At 69.6% G+C, this 17,197-nt stretch carries 17 protein-coding genes and 2 pseudogenes; 9 read left to right on the plus strand and 10 right to left on the minus strand.

Features of this window, described 5'->3' with window-relative positions:
* Positions 1 to 11 precede the first annotated feature (11 nt).
* From QCN29_RS20810 to QCN29_RS20820, 3 genes are read right to left on the minus strand one after another with little or no spacing between them, the layout of a single operon-like run.
* Positions 12 to 908, minus strand: a complete 897-nt coding sequence (locus tag QCN29_RS20810) for a hypothetical protein (RefSeq protein WP_279929944.1) — start codon at positions 906 to 908, stop codon at positions 12 to 14.
* Positions 901 to 1,521: a hypothetical protein gene (locus QCN29_RS20815; RefSeq protein WP_279929945.1), complete on the minus strand. Its 621-nt coding sequence runs from the start codon at positions 1,519 to 1,521 to the stop codon at positions 901 to 903. Before QCN29_RS20815 ends, QCN29_RS20810 begins: the two co-directional genes overlap by 8 nt.
* Positions 1,522 to 1,577: 56 nt before the next feature.
* A complete protein-coding gene (locus tag QCN29_RS20820; RefSeq protein ID WP_279929947.1) occupies positions 1,578 to 1,820 on the minus strand; it encodes an acyl carrier protein in 243 nt (80 codons plus the stop codon).
* A gap of 363 nt (positions 1,821 to 2,183) precedes the next feature.
* Here QCN29_RS20820 and QCN29_RS20825 point away from each other — a divergent pair, with 363 nt between their 5' ends.
* From QCN29_RS20825 to QCN29_RS20835, 3 genes are all read left to right on the plus strand, one after another.
* The gene (locus QCN29_RS20825) at positions 2,184 to 2,927 is read left to right on the plus strand and encodes a thioesterase II family protein (RefSeq protein WP_279929949.1); all 744 of its coding nucleotides are present in this window, start codon (positions 2,184 to 2,186) and stop codon (positions 2,925 to 2,927) included.
* A gap of 721 nt (positions 2,928 to 3,648) precedes the next feature.
* Positions 3,649 to 4,659, plus strand: coding sequence for a beta-ketoacyl-ACP synthase III (locus QCN29_RS20830; protein ID WP_279929950.1), 1,011 nt, complete (start codon positions 3,649 to 3,651; stop codon positions 4,657 to 4,659).
* Positions 4,660 to 4,763: 104 nt separating this feature from the next.
* Entirely contained in the window at positions 4,764 to 4,985 is a 222-nt protein-coding gene (locus tag QCN29_RS20835) for an NAD(P)-binding domain-containing protein (protein ID WP_279929952.1), read from the plus strand.
* A 100-nt stretch (positions 4,986 to 5,085) separates the two neighbouring features.
* On the opposite strand, the gene QCN29_RS20840 is transcribed toward QCN29_RS20835, so the two are convergent.
* The gene (locus QCN29_RS20840) at positions 5,086 to 6,276 is read right to left on the minus strand and encodes an acyltransferase family protein (protein WP_279929953.1); all 1,191 of its coding nucleotides are present in this window, start codon (positions 6,274 to 6,276) and stop codon (positions 5,086 to 5,088) included.
* Positions 6,277 to 6,570: 294 nt separating this feature from the next.
* Between QCN29_RS20840 and QCN29_RS20845 the strand changes: the two genes are divergently transcribed.
* On the plus strand, positions 6,571 to 7,812 hold the full coding sequence (locus QCN29_RS20845) for an MFS transporter (protein WP_279929955.1): 1,242 nt from the start codon (positions 6,571 to 6,573) through the stop codon (positions 7,810 to 7,812).
* A gap of 629 nt (positions 7,813 to 8,441) precedes the next feature.
* On the opposite strand, the gene QCN29_RS20850 is transcribed toward QCN29_RS20845, so the two are convergent.
* Complete coding sequence (locus QCN29_RS20850; RefSeq protein WP_318036724.1) at positions 8,442 to 9,494, minus strand: helix-turn-helix transcriptional regulator; 1,053 nt, start codon at positions 9,492 to 9,494, stop codon at positions 8,442 to 8,444.
* 153 nt (positions 9,495 to 9,647) lie between these two features.
* Between QCN29_RS20850 and QCN29_RS20855 the strand changes: the two are divergent.
* The 4 genes and pseudogenes from QCN29_RS20855 to QCN29_RS20870 form a co-directional block, all read left to right on the plus strand.
* A pseudogene (locus tag QCN29_RS20855) lies at positions 9,648 to 10,341 on the plus strand (hypothetical protein); the annotation flags it as partial.
* Between the two features lie 33 nt (positions 10,342 to 10,374).
* Positions 10,375 to 11,202: a helix-turn-helix transcriptional regulator gene (locus QCN29_RS20860; protein WP_279929959.1), complete on the plus strand. Its 828-nt coding sequence runs from the start codon at positions 10,375 to 10,377 to the stop codon at positions 11,200 to 11,202.
* A 10-nt stretch (positions 11,203 to 11,212) separates the two neighbouring features.
* The gene (locus tag QCN29_RS36880) at positions 11,213 to 11,542 is read left to right on the plus strand and encodes a hypothetical protein (protein WP_318036725.1); all 330 of its coding nucleotides are present in this window, start codon (positions 11,213 to 11,215) and stop codon (positions 11,540 to 11,542) included.
* Between the two features lie 145 nt (positions 11,543 to 11,687).
* Positions 11,688 to 12,518, plus strand: a complete 831-nt coding sequence (locus QCN29_RS20870; RefSeq protein ID WP_279929960.1) for an IclR family transcriptional regulator — start codon at positions 11,688 to 11,690, stop codon at positions 12,516 to 12,518.
* A 23-nt stretch (positions 12,519 to 12,541) separates the two neighbouring features.
* On the opposite strand, the gene QCN29_RS20875 is transcribed toward QCN29_RS20870, so the two are convergent.
* The 5 genes and pseudogenes from QCN29_RS20875 to QCN29_RS20895 all read right to left on the minus strand — a co-directional run bounded on the left by QCN29_RS20875 (position 12,542) and on the right by QCN29_RS20895 (position 15,714).
* Complete coding sequence (locus tag QCN29_RS20875) at positions 12,542 to 12,835, minus strand: hypothetical protein (RefSeq protein WP_279929963.1); 294 nt, start codon at positions 12,833 to 12,835, stop codon at positions 12,542 to 12,544.
* A gap of 8 nt (positions 12,836 to 12,843) precedes the next feature.
* Positions 12,844 to 13,149: pseudogene (locus QCN29_RS20880) on the minus strand (helix-turn-helix domain-containing protein); the annotation flags it as partial.
* A gap of 47 nt (positions 13,150 to 13,196) precedes the next feature.
* The gene (locus QCN29_RS20885) at positions 13,197 to 13,505 is read right to left on the minus strand and encodes a hypothetical protein (protein WP_279929968.1); all 309 of its coding nucleotides are present in this window, start codon (positions 13,503 to 13,505) and stop codon (positions 13,197 to 13,199) included.
* Positions 13,502 to 14,161 (minus strand): sigma-70 family RNA polymerase sigma factor, encoded by a 660-nt coding sequence (locus tag QCN29_RS20890; RefSeq protein ID WP_279929969.1) that lies wholly within the window; start codon positions 14,159 to 14,161, stop codon positions 13,502 to 13,504. The genes QCN29_RS20885 and QCN29_RS20890 overlap by 4 nt, the downstream gene beginning before the upstream one ends.
* Positions 14,158 to 15,714: a sodium:solute symporter family protein gene (locus tag QCN29_RS20895; protein ID WP_279929971.1), complete on the minus strand. Its 1,557-nt coding sequence runs from the start codon at positions 15,712 to 15,714 to the stop codon at positions 14,158 to 14,160. The genes QCN29_RS20890 and QCN29_RS20895 overlap by 4 nt, the downstream gene beginning before the upstream one ends.
* 277 nt (positions 15,715 to 15,991) lie before the next feature.
* On the opposite strand from QCN29_RS20895, the gene QCN29_RS37150 reads away from it, so the two are divergent.
* Positions 15,992 to 16,141 (plus strand): hypothetical protein, encoded by a 150-nt coding sequence (locus QCN29_RS37150; protein WP_398859608.1) that lies wholly within the window; start codon positions 15,992 to 15,994, stop codon positions 16,139 to 16,141.
* The last annotated feature ends 1,056 nt before the right edge of the window (positions 16,142 to 17,197 follow it).

The raw sequence follows: 17,197 nt of genomic DNA on the forward strand, positions 1-17,197 counted from the left end.
GTGTGCGGGGGTCAGGACTGCGGGGCTGCGGTGGTGCGCAGGTTCTGGAAGGACGCGCCGCGCAGTTTGAGGTGGGCATGGACGTCGCCGCCGAGACCGAACTCGCCGATCGCGCCGCCGTAGCTGCGCTGGTAGCTCATCCACAGCACGATCACGTTGATGATCCGGTTGGACCCGGGCAGCTCCGGGTCCGGGAAGGGGTTCGGCAGGGCGGTGTGGTAGCGGCCGCCGCCGTCGGCGTCGGTGACGAAGACGTTCGGCACCCCGAGCGGGCCAGGCCGGGTCGGCCCGGCGGGGTCCAGGTCATGGGCGCGCAGCGACATGATCGTGTAGACGCTGTTCGGTACGAGCCCGGCGAACTCGAAGTCGAACGTCCCGCAGTGTCCGTCGGAGGTGACCCCGGCCCGGAGCATCCCGCTCGCTCGCATCCACGCGCCGAAGGTGACCGGTGTGGTGATCTTGGGCCCGTCCTCGGGGCGCAGGTCCGGGATGGGCACCTTGTGGAAGGCGTGGCTGGGCCGCTTGACCCGGTCGGCGTCCGGCAGCTGCTCCGGCGCGAACACCATGGGGTAGTTGTTGCACGGCAGCGGCAGCGGCAGCGTGTACAGGACGAGGTCGCTGTCGGCCCCGTCGGGGTCGGTGTCCAGCTCGCGCACCACGGTGTACGGGGCGAGCGTGCCGAACACCGGCAGCGGGCTGTCCGGGGAGACGACGGCCGCGCCCCACTCGGGCCGGGTCGCGCCGTCCGGGGCGGTCCGGTTGATCATTCCGACGACCACGAAGTCGCCGTCGGCGTCCATGACTTCGCTCGGCGGGTAGAGCGGGCCCTGGGTGGTGCGGCTGAGCTCGTGGGTCTCGGTCGCGCCCGGGGTCGCGGTCCAGGCCGCCGCCGTACGGGTCTCAGACATCGGCGCGCCGGTAGACGCGGGTGTACAGGCCGCTCTCGCCGCCGACGATGAAGCGGTCGCCGGCCTGCTGGACGATGTCCTGGTACTCGGCCGAGGTGAAGACCTTCTGGTACTCCTCCGGCTCGCACTCGAAGCCGGTCACGAACATCACGCCCGGCTGGGTGCTGAGCAGCGTGTGGTAGGCGAGGAACGTGGTGACGGGCTCGGCGCGGCGAACGACGTCAAAGATGGTGTTCTCGCGCCACTCGCGGTACGCCGTGTACTCCTTCGGCTTGACCTCGATATAGCGCAGCTGGACGTACGGCGTCCGCGGCAGCGGGTCGGCGGTGTCCTTGGGCGCCTCGACGAACTCCAGGAGCTGGCGCCGGAAGTCGGTGACGAGGTCCGGCGAGACGGTGTCCCACAGCTTCTGCCAGCCCGCGGAGAGCGCAGCCAGCTCGGAAAAGTCCTGGACGGGCGTGATCTCGAGAACGTTGTCACTCTCGGTGCTGCGCAGCAGGGTGCGGCCGTCGATGGGCTCCTTCTTGTTCCGTTCGCTCCACTCGGCCAGGACCTGGTCCACTTTGCCGGGCGCCACGGTGACTTCGTTGAGAATGAGCAGGGTGGCGGACATCGGTATTCCTCTCGATGAAGTGCATGTGAAACGCGGGTGACGGGGGCGGAGTGCGTTCAGGCGACGGCGACACCCTTGGCCATGAGCACCGCGGCCGCCTCGGCCACGGTCTGCTCGGGGACGAGTTCACCCATCTCGATCTCGATGCCGAAGGACTTCTGCAGACGCAGGGCGAGTTCCTCCAGCAGCAGCGAGTCGATCTCCATGGCCTCGAAAGTGGTGTCCGGTGTGACATCCGCCGTCGGCACGTCCAGTTCCGTCAGGGTCACGACGATGCGACCGACGATCGAATTACCCATTTCTTCCTCCGCGAGTCGCTGGGAACGCCGACTGGGAATTCAGCGGTTTGAATGACGCCGCGTTCCACGGATGCAATCCTGGGATCCGGGCCCGGGCGGAGGAAGTGTCTCCTCGTGCTGGTGGTGAGAACACCACCTGCAGGGCTCGGGCGGGGCCGGGCCGGCGATGTGGAGAATCAGGCCGACTGGGCACGGCAGCGGGCGACCGGAGCCTGCGCCACCTCTTCTGGGTCCGGGTACTTCGCGCGGGTGTCCGGATCGGTGAAGAACCTCGGGCGGGCTCGGCATCGGGACCACTGGTGGTGGCACCCCCCGGTCCGACACACACTCCCTCCACCACGGCAGCGGCGGCAGACTTGCGCCATGGTCCACACGAGGCTGAAGCTGTTCTGCTTCCACCACGCGGGCGGCAGCGCCTGGTCCTTCGCGGGCTGGGGGCAGTGGCTCGGGCGCGCGATCGAGGTGGTGCCGGTGTCCCTGCCCCCGCGGTCGGTGTCCGCCACCGGCGCCCCCGGTGCCGTCAGCACGATGGCTGACCTGGTCCGCGAGGTGACAGGGCGGCTCGCCCCTTCCCTCGACGAGCCCTACGCCTTCTACGGCCACAGCATGGGCTCGCTGGTCGCCTACGGGGTGGCGCAGGCCCAGCTCGCCGCCGGCCGGCGCCCGCCCCTCTGTTTCGTGGCCGGGGCCCACCGCGCGCCGCATCTGCCCGCGCCGGACATGACCGCAGAGCTGTCGGACAGTGGCTCCCTTGAGCTGTTGTCGGGCCTGGGTGGAGCCGGGCGGCTGCTGCGGGAGAACCCCCGGCGGATGCGGGCCGTGGTGGACCGGCTCCGGGAGGACCTGCTGGTCGGCGCCACCTACCGGCATCCGGCGGAGGGTCACCGGCCGCTGCCCTGCCCGGTCCACGTGCTGCACGGCAGCGACGACCCGTTGGTCCCCGCGGCCCACGCGGCGGCCTGGAACCGCCACGCGGATGGGATCTTCTCACTGCGCGCGATGCCCGGTGGCCACTTCTTCCACAAGGAGCACAAGGAGCTGTTCTTCGAGGAGTTGGGGCAGGCGCTGGGCGCGGCCCACGCCGACCGGATGACACCGGCACGCTGAACTCCGGGCGGCCTGCCTTTCGGCTGGCATGGACGCCGCGTACCTTCCGGAGCGACGGCAAGAAGAAGCGGCGCAGCGATCCGACGCACTTCCTTCGCAGCCGCCGCGCCAGGCTCTTTCTTTCCCCTCCGTCGGCGTCGGACCGGCGTCGGAAGACGGTCGCGGCCGGGCGGGGTTGCACCGCGAGGAGGTCGCGGTCCTGGCCGGGGTGGGCGCCGATGTCCGCCCGGGAGGAGTTCGTGCCGACGAGCGCCGAGCCGGACCATCCCGGCGAATGCCGCCATCCCTTCGTGTTGTTCACCATGGACCTCGACGATGGGTCCCGCACCCGCTCTGCCGGTGTATCTGCCGCCGGGCGTCACGGGCCGCAGCAGATCTGGCCCCCCCCCGCAGGACCAGTTCGGTGGTGTTGCCGCCACCACCGGGGCCGGTCACAGCGTCAGCACGGTCTGGTGGAGCCCCGTCGGGCGGCCGGATAATCGTCGTACGTCCTGAGGACGTCCTCGTGACGGCGCGGCAGCCGTGCCGTCCGCACCCGGCCACGCGCGCCGCCCTTCACCCCTGTCCCCNGGCCACGCGCGCCGCCCTTCACCCCTGTCCCCTGACCGGAGGGGCGGCGCGCGTTCCATCGGACCGGCTACGACGTCCAGGCACCGGCAAATAGGGAGGCCCCCTTGGCATGCACGCTGTCTGACAACCGTCTCGTGAGGGAGGCGGCCGTATGAGCAGGGCGGCGGTCCTCACCGGACTCGGGACGTACGTCCCGCCGCGCGTCGTCACGAACGACGAACTCTCCCGGACCATGGACACCTCCGACGAGTGGATCCGCAGCCGCACCGGCATCACCCGGCGCCATTGGGCCGAACCCGGCACCGCCACCGGCGACCTGGCCGTCGAGGCGGGCGAGCGGGCGCTGAAGTCGGCCGGCTCAGGCGACGCCGACCTGGTCGTCCTCGCCACGACGACACCGGACCACCCCTGCCCGGCGACGGCTCCCGACGTCGCCGCCCGGCTGGGCCTGGACGCAGTCGCCGCGTACGACATCGGCGCCGTGTGCAGCGGATTCATCTACGCCATGGCGTCCGCCGCGGGCGCCATCGCGGCCGGCATTGCTGAACGCGCCCTGGTCATCGGGGCGGAGACCTACTCCACGATCCTCAACCCCGAGGACCGCACCACCTCGGTCATCTTCGGCGACGGCGCCGGGGCCGTGGTGCTGCGGGCCGGCGACCCCGCCGAACCGGGCGCGCTGCTCGGGCACGACCTGGGCAGCGACGGCTCGCTCAAGGACCTGATCATCGTCCCGGCCGGCGGCTCCCGGCGGCCGTCCGCCGCGGCCGACGCGTCCGGCGCGCGCCCCGCCGAGACGTACTTCCACATGGAGGGCAAGCCGGTCTTCCGGCACGCCGTGACCCGGATGGCGGCCTCCTCCCGGGCCATGCTCGACCGCGCCGGGTGGGACCCGGAGTCGGTGGACCGGTTCGTCGGCCACCAGGCGAACGTTCGGATCCTGCACGCCGTCGCCGACCAGCTCGGAATGGCCCGCGACCGGACGGTCGTCAATCTCGACCGGGTGGGCAACACCTCGGCGGCCTCCATCCCGCTGGCGCTCGCCGACGCCGTCGCCGGGGGTCTGCTCACACCGGGCGACCGCGTGCTGCTGAGCGCGTTCGGGGGCGGCGTGACCTGGGGGTCCACGGCTCTGGTGTGGCCGGAGATCGTGGCGGACTAGGCGACACGCCTCCACCGTCGCCGGCCGCCGGTCGAGGAGGACCGGCGGCCGGCATCCATGTCCGGCCGCGGCGCGGGGTTCAGCCACTTCCCGGACGAGCTGCTGTGGTCGCGTGGGACGCGGCGGCGGCACTACTGGGAATGGCGGTCGCCGCGGACGGCACCGGCGCCCTGCGCGTCTCGAAGAGGCCGGTGCGTGACGCGGGCTTCGTCCCGGTGCGGCTGGGCGGGCTCGACGAGTCGGGGGCGATGGAGCCCGGGGGTGTGCTCTTCGGGTACTTCTCGACGGCGGCGGGGCTGAGGGCGGTGGCAGGTCCGGCGGGCTGATCGCCGGCGTGAGGAGAAACGAAGCAGCCGCCTGTCCCGCCCGGCCGGAGCCGGAGGGGGCAGGCGGTTCATCGTACGACCGCGCTCTGCGCGACGTAGGTCAGGCCTCTTCGCCGGCCCGCTGCGCGGCGAGCGGACGGTGCTGCTGCACGGGCGCAGGCTTCTTCCTCGGGTTGGACCAGCGCTGGGTGATCGGGCGCTCGATCAGCTCGTACAAAGCCCAGGAGGCGAGGACCGCGATGCCGAGGAAGAGCACCATCAGGGCGGTGGCCTGCGGTGCCGTGTACGACTTGCTGCCGAGCGCCTTCCAGACACCCTCGGTCACGGTGAAGTGCACGAGATAGAACGCGAAGGAGATGTCGCCGAGCCAGACCATCACCTTGTTGCGGAAGAGGGTGAAGCGGCCCTCGTCGTCCGCTATGGCGCCGGCGGCGATGAGGAGGGCGGCCGGGATGACGCAGACGGCGCGCGAGGAGTACAGGTACGGCGTGAAATAGCCGAGGACGTAACTCGCGATGAGCAGCGCGCCGGCCCAGACCATGCCGATGTTGCGCCAGCGCCCCGCCATCACCGAGCGGGCCACGAGGATACCGAGGGCGAAGTCCAGCACGCGCGGCAGCGGCAGGATGTACGAGAAGAAGTACTGGTTGACCGAGGTCTCGGGCTCCATGTCCATGAACACCGTGCCGGCCGGAACGAGTTGGGAGGACAGAAACGGCGTGGCGATGATGCCGAGACCGACGATCGCGACCCAGAGGTTGATGCGGTGCGCGGGGATCTTCTTGGCCAGGTGGAGCAGGAGCGGGAAGGACAGATAGAACACCGCTTCGACAGCCAGGGACCAACCCGCGGGATTCACACCGAAGTTAACGGAGAAGTCCGGGTAGTAGACCTGGAGCATGAAGAGGTTGAGCAGCCCGACCTTTATGTCGGTGTAGGGCGCGGCGAAGACGACCATCGCGAGCGCCCAGACCACGACGTAGTTGGGGACGATCTTCAGGAACCGGCGGCGCCAGAATCGCGGCGCGGTGTCCGTGTTCCGGGCCGACCAGGTCAGCACGAAACCGCTGAGCACGAAGAAGAAGCTGACGCCGAGCGCGCCGGAGTGGCTCACGGCGCGGTAGAAGTCGAGCACGTTCTCGGGGTTGCTGAGCCAGGGGACGCCGAGGAAACCGAGCAGCGCCGCGTGGTAGAGAAACACCATGAAAGCGGCGGGAAATCGTAGCCCGGTGAGAGTGTTGAGGCGGGTCACCCGGGAACGCCCCGTCGCGCTCTTTCGGTCCGTCGACACGTGTGTCACTCCTCAGGAAATGGGGGTCCGGATGACCGCAAGCTACCCGACGTGACCGTGCTTTACAGGGGTGGGTTCATCCGGTTACTGCCAGCACCACCAGGGCTGCCACCAGGAGCTTTCCGGTGAGTGGCGGCTGGGTGGTGGCCTCACCACCATGATGGGGAAACACTTCCGTGACGGGCCGCATGGACGCGATGATGGGCGTATCCACATTCCCTGAGCAATTCTCCTGATGAGCAATTCTCCACATAGTTGTTTACAGGAGTATTTCCCCTTTCCCTGGGAGCATTGATGTCCCACAGCGCGACCGGTCAGTCGACCTCGCAGCGCTCACCCCACGCATCCAGCCCGCCGCAGGCAGAACGCTCGACGCTGCGCGGCTGGCTCGCCGTGGCCGGCCTGGCCCTCGGCGTCTTCTCGTTCGTCACGACGGAGACCCTGCCGATCGGACTGCTCCCGGCCATAGCTGACGGCACGTCAGTATCCGTCGGCACGGCGGGTTTTCTGGTGACGGGCTTCGCGTCGGTGGCGGCGGTGACGGCCGCACCGCTGACCGCCCTGACGGGCTGGATGGACCGCAAGTGGCTGCTGGTGACGCTGATGGTCTTCTACATCGGGGGCAATTTGCTGGCGGCGGCAGCCTCGGCCTACCCCCTCCTGCTGGCCGCACGGATCACGGTGGCGCTGGCCCACGGTGTGTTCTGGTCCATCGCCGCGGCGATCGCCGTACGACTGGTCCCCGAGCGGCACGCGGTCCGTGCGACCTCGGTCGTCCTGGGTGGGATCTCGCTGGCCTCGGTCGCGGGCACCCCGCTGGGCACGGCGATCGGCCAGTCGACGAGCTGGCATGTGGCGTTCGTGTGCGTGGGGCTGCTGGGCGTGCTGGTGCTGGCGGCGGCCCTGCTGTTCATGCCGGCACTGCCGGCGCGGGGCAGCGGGAACCTGGCCGTGCTCCTCCATGTCCTGCGCCACCGCACGCTGCTGGTGGCGATCGGAGTGACCGCTCTGGTGATGAGCGGCCACTTCTTGGCCTTCACCTACGTGACGCCGTATCTGGAGCAGGTCACGGGTGTCCGGTCGTCGCTGATCGGTGTCCTGCTGCTGGTCTTCGGTGTGGCCGGGCTGGTCGGCAACTTCGCGGCGGGCGCCGTGGTGGGGCGTGCGCTGCGGGGCAGCCTGATCGGCAGCAGCGGACTGCTGGCGGTCGTCCTGGCGGTGATGTGGGCCGGCGGCGCGAACACACCGCTCGCCGTGACGATGCTGGTGTGCTGGGGCGTGCTGTACGCGGCCCTGCCGGTGGCCCTCCAGACGTGGGTGCTTCGGGTCGTCCCGGAGGAGAGCGAGGCGGCCTCGTCGTGGTACGTCGCCGCCTTCAACGGGGCGATCGGTGTGGGATCGCTGATCGGCGGGCTGCTCACGGATGCGTCGGGGCCGCGGCCGACGCTGCTGGCGGCGGCGGGGTTCGTGCTGGCGGCGATGGTGCTGACGGTGGTGTGCGGGAGGGGCGGGCCCGAGCGGGTCAGCCGCCCCTGACGACCCGCACCAGGACGGGGCGGCCTGCTCCGGGTGTTCCTCCGGCCACGCGGCGAGGCGCTCCCGGACGGCCTCCCCGACGAAGAGGCGTACGTCGGCGTGCGGCGGAGAACATCCGCACGTTCGACGGCGCGTTGGATCCCGGACGCGGCTCGGACTGCCCACCGCCCTCGAACTGCTGCGGGCCGAGCCGAACGCGGCGCGCCCCTCGGCTTCATGCTGCTCCGGCACCCGCAGCAGCAGGCCTGGGGACACCGCGGCGGCCGAGGTGTCGCGCGAACTGGCAGGGGCAGTGGCAGGGCATGCAGGACGACATCCCTGAACGTCGGAGGGCTGACGGATTTCCGCATCCCCGGACTGTGCTGGAGCGCCGTCGCGTCAAAGGGACCGTCCTCGTCACCGCACGACGCTGTGCGGCAGACCTTTCAAGACCGGTCAGAGCCGGGGAACCCAGCGGCTCGAACCCCGCCGTGGCCCACACCTTCACTCTCGGGCCCGCGGTACTTGTGGGGGAGATGACTCCTGATCGCGGTGGGTACGAACACCATCTGACGGGCGGACCGCATGCCGCACCCGGACAAGCACACGGGCGGACCGAACGCGCCGACGTCCCGAGTCGGCACCGGACGTCAGACCAGCGAAGGGCTCAGTAGAGCCCTGGCATGAGAATGGAGCAGCCCGCGTACCCGCTCGGCCGTGTCCGTCCTGGGCTGGGCGATGTAGACGGTCAGCAGGGACTCCGGAAACGCGGGGGAGCGCATCGTCACCCGGTCGAAGACCATCAGCCCGGCCTGCGGGTGAGTGATCCTCCGCACACGCTGATAGGGGTTGTCGACCTCGTGGCAGTCCCACAGGTCGGCGAAGAGCGGGCTGTGCTCGTGCAGTCGTCCGGCGATCCGGTCGAACTCCGGATCCTCCGGGAAACGGGCTGCCTGCGCGCGGAAGTGGGCGACCAATCCCCGCGCCACCGTGTCCATGTCGGGGTACTTAACACGAACGGTGGGATCGGTGAAGAATTTCACCAGGCAGTTGTCGCCCCGCAGGCCGACATGGAACAGGGAGCGCGCCGAGTTGCTGGCGATCTCGATGCGCCCGTACCTGTCGGTGAGGTAGGCCGGGTTGACGGACCACCCCTCGACGAGCGCGCGCATCCGCACGCCATTGGCGTCCCGGGGACGGCTCCCCCTGGGCCACGGCGGGTTGTGACCGGCCAGGCGGTACAGGTATTCGCGCTCGTAGCCCTTGAGCATCAGGGCGTCGCTGACGGCGTTGACGACCCCTTCGGAGACGTTGATGTCCCGCCCCTGCTCCAGCCAGGTGTACCAGGACACCCCGACCCCGGCCAGCGCCGCCACCTCCTCACGACGCAATCCGGGCGTGCGCCTCCGTTCCACGTGCACCAGCCCGACTTGTTCGGGGGTGACCTGCGCTCTACGGGTCCGCAGGAAATGGCGCAGCTTTGTCCGACGCAAGAGTCCGGATTCTGGGGTGGATGCAGTTGCCTGCATTGTATCGGCCTCTTCTCCATTTGTTTCAGCGGATTCCGACGGTCTCGGGCAATCCCGTCGCAATGCGACCGCCGACACTTCTTCCGGTCGGCGCGTGCGTGGCACGTTTGAGGTCCCACCGGCCGCTCCGTCCACGGAAAGTGCCGCGACGCGGAAGATGCTTGCCGGTTCCATCTGCGGTCTGCTAGTCCCGGTTTCACTGAGTGAACCCGACAGCCGACACGAACCCGGTGAAGGCACCGCCGGGGTTGCGATGTGGAGGCCGGTGAAGACGCTGGTGGACCTGGCGTTCGCACCGGAACACCGTCGTGGAGATGCGGCCTTGTTTTGACCCGGCGGGCCGCCTGGACCGACCACGGCGGGCCGCTGCCCATCATCGAGGGCGCCGTCATCCGTCTCGTCGTCGAGAAGCTGCCCAGCGGCGGGGGCAACAAGCCGGTCTGGCTGTGGTGGTCGGGCGCCGGCGCCACCACGGCGGAGGTCGACCGCTGCTGGCAGTCCTTCCTCCGGCGCTTCGACGTCGAGCATACATTTCGCCTGTTCAAGCAGACTCCGGGCTGGACCAAGCCACGGCTACGGAGCCCGCAGGCGGCGGACCGCTGGACCTGGCCGGTGATCGCCGCCCACACCCAGCTCCGGCTCGCCCGTCCCCTGGCGACCGACCTCCGGCGGCCGTGGGAGAAACCTGCCCCACCGAACAAGCTCACCCCCGGCCCGGGTTCGGCGCGGGTTCAGGAACCTGCGCACGAAGGCTGGCTCCCCGGCCGGTGCACCCAAACCGACCCGACCCGACCCGACCCGGCCCCGGCCGACCACCGGCCCCGGCCGACCACCGGGCTCGAAGAACCGCCGCTCGGCCATCCGCCATGACGTTGGCAGAGTGCTCGCCACCGGCGAGGCCTACGCCCGCCCCGCCCACCACAAGGTCTCGGGTCGGCCGAGCGGTGACGGACCGGCCCTCATCTCCCTGCACCGGGTGTCGGCCCCGCAAACCGGAACCGTCTGTGATTCGCGCCGCTGACAGTATGTGTTCGCACCCATACATTCGGCTGCCATGGACAGCATCACCTCCCGGACCGGGGGCCAGAAGAAGCGGCGCACGGGGCTGGCCCACTTCCTGCGCAGCCGCCGCGCCGGTCTCTCCCCTGAGGACGTCGGACTGGCGACAACCGACAGACGCGCAAGGGCCGGGCTGCGGCGTGAGGAGGTGGCCGTCCTCGCCGGAGTAAGCGCCTCCTGGTACACATGGCTGGAGCAGGGCCGTCCCATCAGGGTTTCGGACGGGATACTGGACGCGATCAGCCGTGCCCTGCGCCTCAGCGAGCTCGAGCGGGTTCATCTGTACCGGCTGGCGGATGCCAATCCCCCGCTACCGGTGACGAGGACCGCCCTCCCGGACCTCGGCCTGTTCCAGCGCACGGTCGACGCCCAGTTGTCGGGGCCGTCGTGCGTCATCGACCGCTACTGGGAGATCCTCGTGGTCAACCAGCAGGCGGCAAAGACCCTGAGGCTCGGCCGCGACGGCAACAACAACTACCTGACGAGCCTGTTCACCGGATCCCATGGCACGCGTTACCTGAACCGGCAGCAGGTCGCGCGGCGGATGACCGCCCGGTTCCGCGCGCAGGCCTCGTATGTTCCCGACGATCCGCGGTACGACCAGATGGCAGACCAACTGTCCCGGAGCAGCCATGAGTTCGCCGAGTTGTGGGACCGCCACGAGGTCGAGGACTTCGGGCCGACGACCGTCGAGCTGAACCATTCCGACGACGGCCCGCTCACCTTCGAGCTGTTCACCATGGATCTGGACGAGGCCGCCAGCACCCGGCTCCTGGTGTACCTTCCGCCGGGCGTGGACGGCTTCCCGTCGATCTCACGGTAGGCCCGCACTGGTGGTCGCAGGCGCAGGCGCAGGCGCAGTCACATGCGGTGGATTCGTCTGCACACCGGCCACCGCCGCCGGAGCCATCGCCACCGCCGAACGGGCGCTGGTCATCGGTGCGGAGACGTGTTCCGCGACCCTCCATCCCGACGACCGCATCGATTCGGCCATTCTCGGAAACGGCGCCGGAGCCGTGGTGCTGCGGGCCGGTGACGCCACCGAGCCGGGGGGCTCGCGTCACCAGACGGGCCCTGAAGCAGGTCTGGCACCGGCCAGACCTGATCGACGGCTGCCTCACACAGAATGGCCTGCGCTCACCACTCGTAACTTCACTAATTGAAAGCTCGGTGAGCCGCCGCAGAAGCGAGGTGCGCTGCGTGGAGGGGGAGAGAGAACCGGCGCGAAAGATACTCGCCGGTCCGTCGACGACTGCCCACCTCTGGTTTCATTGAGTGAACCCATGATGAGTGATCCGGGGAGTTCGAGTGGACGTCTCGCACGACGGCAAGAGCACGGACAAGGAACGGCCCCGTGCCCGCGGACACCGCACCACCCACGGCGAAGCCCTACTGGACCGGGCCTTTCGCATGCTCACCTGCTTCGGGCCGGACACACCGGTGTTGTCCTTGTCCTCCCTGGCCACGCGGGCCGACCTGCCCAAGGCCACCGCACTGCGCCTCGTCCGCCAACTGGTGGACCAGGCAGCGTTGGAACGTACCCCGTCCGGCCACTACACCATCGGCCTACGGCTGTTGGAGATCGCCTCCCTGGCGCCACGCGGTCACGGCCTCCGCGCCTTGGCCCTGCCCTACATGCAGGATCTGTGGCACGCCACGCGCCAGCACGTACAACTGGTCGTGCGCGAGGGACTGCAGTGCGTCCTGGTCGAGCGGCTGTCCGCGCGGGACTCCACGCGCATCCCCTACCGGGTCGGTGGCCGGATGCCGCTGCACTTCACCGCTCCCGGGCTCGTCCTCCTGGCGTTCGCTCCCACCGAGGTGCAGGAGGAGTTCCACGCCATCGAATGGCCGGACGACGAGGAAGGACTCACCAACACGGGTGACGCGCTGCGGGCCAGGCTCGCCGCCATCCGCCGCGACCGGTTCGCTGTCCTGTCGCGCCCCTTGTGGGGCGTCCCCACGAGCGGCGTCGCCACACCCATTCTCGACCGGAACAGCACCACCATCGCCGCGCTCTCGGTCGTCACCCCGTCCGAGCAGATCCAGCCGGCAGCGCACGTCCCCGCGATGGTGGTGGCGGCACGCGCCATCACCCGCGTGGTGGCCACGGAACTGACGTGGGAGACCCTCCAGTAGTTCGGCGTGCTGGGCGACCTTCGTCATCGGCTCCGAAGGGTCGGATCGGGGCCGACGGGGGGCCGCTCTTCGGCGACGCCGCCTTCGTCGTGGTCGGGGCCGACCGGGACGCGGACGGGCTGACGGCGGAGACACCGAATGAGGTCCCACACCACGATCAGCGGGGCACCGTCCAGCTGCCGCCGGGCACAGCTCAGCAGGTCCTCGAACTCGCGGGCCCGGAAGCCCTTCTTCTCGCCGGTACGGCCTCGGTACGTCTGGGTCCGGTAGAGCAGACGGGTCTCGCGGCCCGGTCTGACGCAGATCATCCCGGCCATCGGGAACCGTCCTCCCTCCAGCCGTGCGCGGCCGGGCCGGCCTCCAACTCGACCTGCAGGCGTTCTGCCTGGCCGTCGCTGAGCTGACACGGAAAGCCGCCGGCCCCCTTGGACGCCAGAGCCGTTGTGCCGCCCTGGCGCCAGGCGGCGTGCCAGGCGTACGCCGACTTCCGCGACACCTGTAACCTGCGGGCCACCTCCGGCGGCCGCACCCCTTGCTCGAACATCTCTGCGGCCTCGAAGCGCACTGCTTCACGCTTCACCCGCCCCACGGGGGTCAGACCGCCGCCATCCGCGTACCTCTTGACGAGGATGTAGCAGGGCCAAGGCCCTCTGTCACCCCACCCTTTCAACCTCAGCGTCAGAGAGGCCCGATGAGGTCGAACGCAGCCTTGCCGTCGAGTCCGGGACCGAGCTGGCCGTGAGTGCGGTCGAAGACGACACCGGGTCCGGACGGGTTCTGATTGAGGACCCACAGGCCGATCAGAATGGCGAGCGCGAAGACGACGGTGATCAGGACGGTGAGGACCAGGCGGCGGCGGCGTTCACGGCGCAGCCAGTCCCCGCGGGCCAGGCGGTAGGCGTCGGGGGTGGCATGCACGTTGCAGGCCAGGGCGCCCAGGGCCTCACGCAGTTGCTGTTCGGTGCGATCGTGGGAGGTGTCGTTCATCGCCGGGCCTCCATCACCTGGGTCAGGGCGGCGATACCGCGCGATGTGTGTGTCTTGACCGAGCCTGCGGAGATGCCCATCGCCGCGGCGATCTCGCTCTCCTTCAGCCCGAGCCAGTGTCTCAGAACGAGGGCCTCACGCTGTCGCGCGGGCAGCTGCTGGAGGGCGCCGATCAGTACGCGCTGATCGGCGCGGAGCAGGGCAGAGCTCTCGGCCGAGGCGACGAAATCGGCGGGCGGGGTCTCGGCGTGCCTGCGCACAACCTGCAGATGGCGTATGCGCATGCGGGTCAGATTGCACACGGTGGAGCGAAGATAGGCTTCCGCCGCCTCGGTGTCCCGCAGCTTGCGCCACTTCCGGTAGATCTGGTAATAGGCTTCGGCGACGATGTTCTCAGGATCGTCGGCGCCGAGCAGTGCGGCGAGACGGAGCATCGAGGCGTAGTGCAGATCGAACAATCGGGATACGGTCACCTCCCGTTCGAGTCCGTCCGGGTCGGTCACGGTCTGCGCAGAGCCACCAGCGGTCACTTCACCGGCGGCGCGTCCGCTGACGGTTCCGCCGTCGGCGGCGGAACCGGCGGATTCCGGTACGGGCGGCTTTGGGACCTGCGCGGCGGGTTGCAGTGTCGCAGGACTGTCGTGTCTGCGTCTCATGAGTTGCTCGTTCCCGTCTCGGGGCGTCGCCTGGCAGTCAGGCGCGACGGCAGTTCGGTGGTGTCGGTCCCGCGAGGCGTGCCGAGGCGTTCGAGCGCCGCGGTGGTGACCAGCGCGACTGTCAGGTTGATCAGGAGAGCGGCCAGTCCGGCATAGATCTCCACGTGGTGGCCGGCGGGCCCGAAAGGCACAGCGGGCGAGAATCCCTCGCGCACAACCATGACCGTCCCGACCGCCATGCCCACCGCCCACCCTGCGAGCAGAGCCCTCGGGTGCAGCCGGCGGGTGAACAGCCCGATGGCCACCGCGGGGAATATTTGCAGAATCCATACGCCACCGAGGAGTTGGAGGTTGATGGCGTCCTGGTCCCGCAGACCGAACACGAACGCGACTGCCCCGACCTTCGCGGTGAGCGACACCAGCCGGGCGACGCGCACCTGCCGTTTCGGAGTGGCCGTCGGATGAACGTATTCGACATAGACGTTGCGTACGAAGGACGTGGCGGCTGCGATCGACATCACGGCGGCCGGGACCAACGCACCCACGGTGATCGCGGCGAACACCAGCGCGGCCAGCGGCGCGGGCATGAGCCGGTCCACCAACATCGGGACGGCCGACTCGGCGCCGCCTGCCGGGGCGCGTACGCCGGCAGCCAGCGCGACGATGCCGAGCAGGCTGAAGAGGGCGAGCAGCGCCGTCCATGCGGGCAATGCGACCGTGGCCTTCCGCAGAGCGTCGGGGCCGGAGGCGGCGAAGCCGGCGACCAGCACGTGCGGGTACATCAGCAGGGCCAGGGCGGAGCCCAGGGCGAGCGTGGCGTACGCGGACTCCTGTCCGGGAGCCAGAAGCAGTGAGGCGTTGCCGGTCTCGGCGGCCCGGAGGGCAGCCGTGTCGAAGACAGCTCCCGGGCCGCCGAGACCTCTCAGGGCCAGCCAGCACACGACGCCGACCGAGGTGAACACGGCCACCGCCTTGAGGGCCGCGATGACCGTGGGAGCGCGCAGCCCGTATCGGTACGTCGTCACTGCGAGCCCGGCGAAGAGCACCACCATCACCAGGTCGCCGGCGCCACCCCGCGGGTAGAGGCCGCCCGCAACGAGCACTGCGCGTATGCCGACCAGTTGCAGCGCCAGGTACGGCATCGTGGCGAGGATGCCGGTCAGTGCGACCGCCAGGGCCAGAGGCGACGATCCGTAGCGCCCGCGGACGAAGTCGGCGACGGTGATGTAACCGTGGCGGCGGGACACCTTCCACAGGCGAGGCAGCAGGACGAAGGCGAGCGGGCAGAGGATCACGGTGTACGGCACCGCGAAGAAGGCAGGGGCGCCGACCCCGTACGCCAGCCCCGGTACGGCGGTGAAGGTGTACGCGGTGAAGATCGTGCCGCCCAGCAGGAACCACGTCCATACCGGCCCGAGGCCGCGGTCGGCCAGTGCCCAGCCCCCCAGGGACGGCAGGCGGTCGGTCGGGTGGAGGCGGCGCGCGGTGACGGCGACGAGTGAGGCCCCGCCGATGACGGCGAGGAACGGAGCGATCATGGCGGCATCCGTCATCGCTCACCTTCCGTGTGTGGATCAGCCTCTGACCGCGAGTTGCGTGGCACGCCGGTCCGGATGACAGAAGCATGCGGAATTCTTCTGGAGATCTGCTGTCAACCGGTTGGGGCCGGTCGGCAACTCTTACACGAACCCATCGATGAAGGCGAGAGGAATGCGTGATGTGACACGGTTTGTCCCGTACCGGCTGCGGCGCGTCACGGCAGCCGTTCTGCTCCTCGCGCCTGCGGCAGGACTGCTGTGGGTCCCCTGATACGGCGGTGCGCGCCCGCGACTGGCAGGAGTGCCGTTCTTCTACTGGTACCAGCTCGCCTGGGTGCCTGGATGCGGTCTCGCCCTGCTCGCCGCATATCTGCTGACCAGGAATGTCCATCGCCGTCCCGACCCTGACTCCGACCGCCGGCGTCACCGGCCCGGCCCCTGATCCGCTGCACAGCGCGTCGTCACGGAACACCCCGAGGTGTGGGACGGCCCTGCCCTGACCCACCGAGCCACAGCACCGGCCAACCCGGTGCACGGTCACCGTGCTCGGCGCGATGGGCAGGGCGGGTGACGGTGTCACACGGAGGGTGTTCGCCGCCGCCGGGTCGGAACGAATCCTCCCGCATCAGGGTGATCTTGCGGCTGGATGCCTCGTGCCAGGCCGCCGGGTCCACGTCGATACGGGGAGCCTGCGCCTGGTCGGCGGCTCGTTCCTGGATGGCGTGGACGGTACTGACCGGTGTTACTGCGGCCGTTGCACGAGGCCAGCGCCGACCCGAGATCCATCAACCTGCGTATGGTCGTGGGGTAGTTGGCGAGGATGGAGCTCTGTGTGAGGTTGGCGGTATCCACGGATGCGCGCAGTGCCGGTAGGCCCTGCAGGACGGAACCTCTCGTGAGTGCTGTCCTGGTGCCCGGCGAGGGCGTTGAGTCTGTGGTCGGCCGTGACCGTGAACGCGGACTGCCGGGAACGGTCGTGCCGCCCTCGCCGGAGGGTCGTCTGCCGTCCACAGCACACCTGACACCGGCCGACCCGTGTTCCGGACCTGCCCGCCGGATGCCGCCGGACGAAGTTGCGTACTGGTCTCCGACGCGGTGAGCGCTGTGGGACGGGGCCGCCCGGCCTCGCCTCATGTCCCGGGCGGCAGGGGGCGAGGCGACGGCGGTGGGGGCTCCTGGCCGTGAAATACCCCGCGATCCGGACGAGGCAAGACGTGTGGAGAACTGCCTGCGGAAGCGATGTTTCCGGCCTTCACGCTCCGAAGCCCACGTGTACCGGGCTCGGCTCGACGATGAGAACAAGATGTGGATCGTTGAACGATCTTTCAAGGGGTGTGAGCCTTTCTCTGTGAACTGGCGTCTTCTCAGGAAACAGCGGCACGTCGGGGTCGTCTTCACCGCACATCGGCGGTGCTTTCCGGCCAAGTCGGCGGCGCTGTCCACACGGCGTGGCCATGGGAGGCCCCCGCTCCCCCTCCGGCCCGAGGGGAGCGCGTCG

The sequence above is a fragment of the Streptomyces chengmaiensis genome, from assembly GCF_029846775.1.
Lineage (GTDB): Bacteria > Actinomycetota > Actinomycetes > Streptomycetales > Streptomycetaceae > Streptomyces > Streptomyces chengmaiensis.

Coding starts and splice junctions, on each gene's coding strand:
- QCN29_RS20810 (WP_279929944.1), bottom strand. CDS start 908: ATGTCTGAGACCCGTACGGCGGCGGCCTGGACCGCGACCCCGGGCGCG.
- QCN29_RS20815 (WP_279929945.1), bottom strand. CDS start 1,521: ATGTCCGCCACCCTGCTCATTCTCAACGAAGTCACCGTGGCGCCCGGC.
- QCN29_RS20820 (WP_279929947.1), bottom strand. CDS start 1,820: ATGGGTAATTCGATCGTCGGTCGCATCGTCGTGACCCTGACGGAACTG.
- QCN29_RS20825 (WP_279929949.1), top strand. CDS start 2,184: ATGGTCCACACGAGGCTGAAGCTGTTCTGCTTCCACCACGCGGGCGGC.
- QCN29_RS20830 (WP_279929950.1), top strand. CDS start 3,649: ATGAGCAGGGCGGCGGTCCTCACCGGACTCGGGACGTACGTCCCGCCG.
- QCN29_RS20845 (WP_279929955.1), top strand. CDS start 6,571: ATGTCCCACAGCGCGACCGGTCAGTCGACCTCGCAGCGCTCACCCCAC.
- QCN29_RS20850 (WP_318036724.1), bottom strand. CDS start 9,494: ATGGAACCGGCAAGCATCTTCCGCGTCGCGGCACTTTCCGTGGACGGA.
- QCN29_RS20860 (WP_279929959.1), top strand. CDS start 10,375: ATGGACAGCATCACCTCCCGGACCGGGGGCCAGAAGAAGCGGCGCACG.
- QCN29_RS20875 (WP_279929963.1), bottom strand. CDS start 12,835: ATGGCCGGGATGATCTGCGTCAGACCGGGCCGCGAGACCCGTCTGCTC.
- QCN29_RS20885 (WP_279929968.1), bottom strand. CDS start 13,505: ATGAACGACACCTCCCACGATCGCACCGAACAGCAACTGCGTGAGGCC.
- QCN29_RS20890 (WP_279929969.1), bottom strand. CDS start 14,161: ATGAGACGCAGACACGACAGTCCTGCGACACTGCAACCCGCCGCGCAG.
- QCN29_RS20895 (WP_279929971.1), bottom strand. CDS start 15,714: ATGACGGATGCCGCCATGATCGCTCCGTTCCTCGCCGTCATCGGCGGG.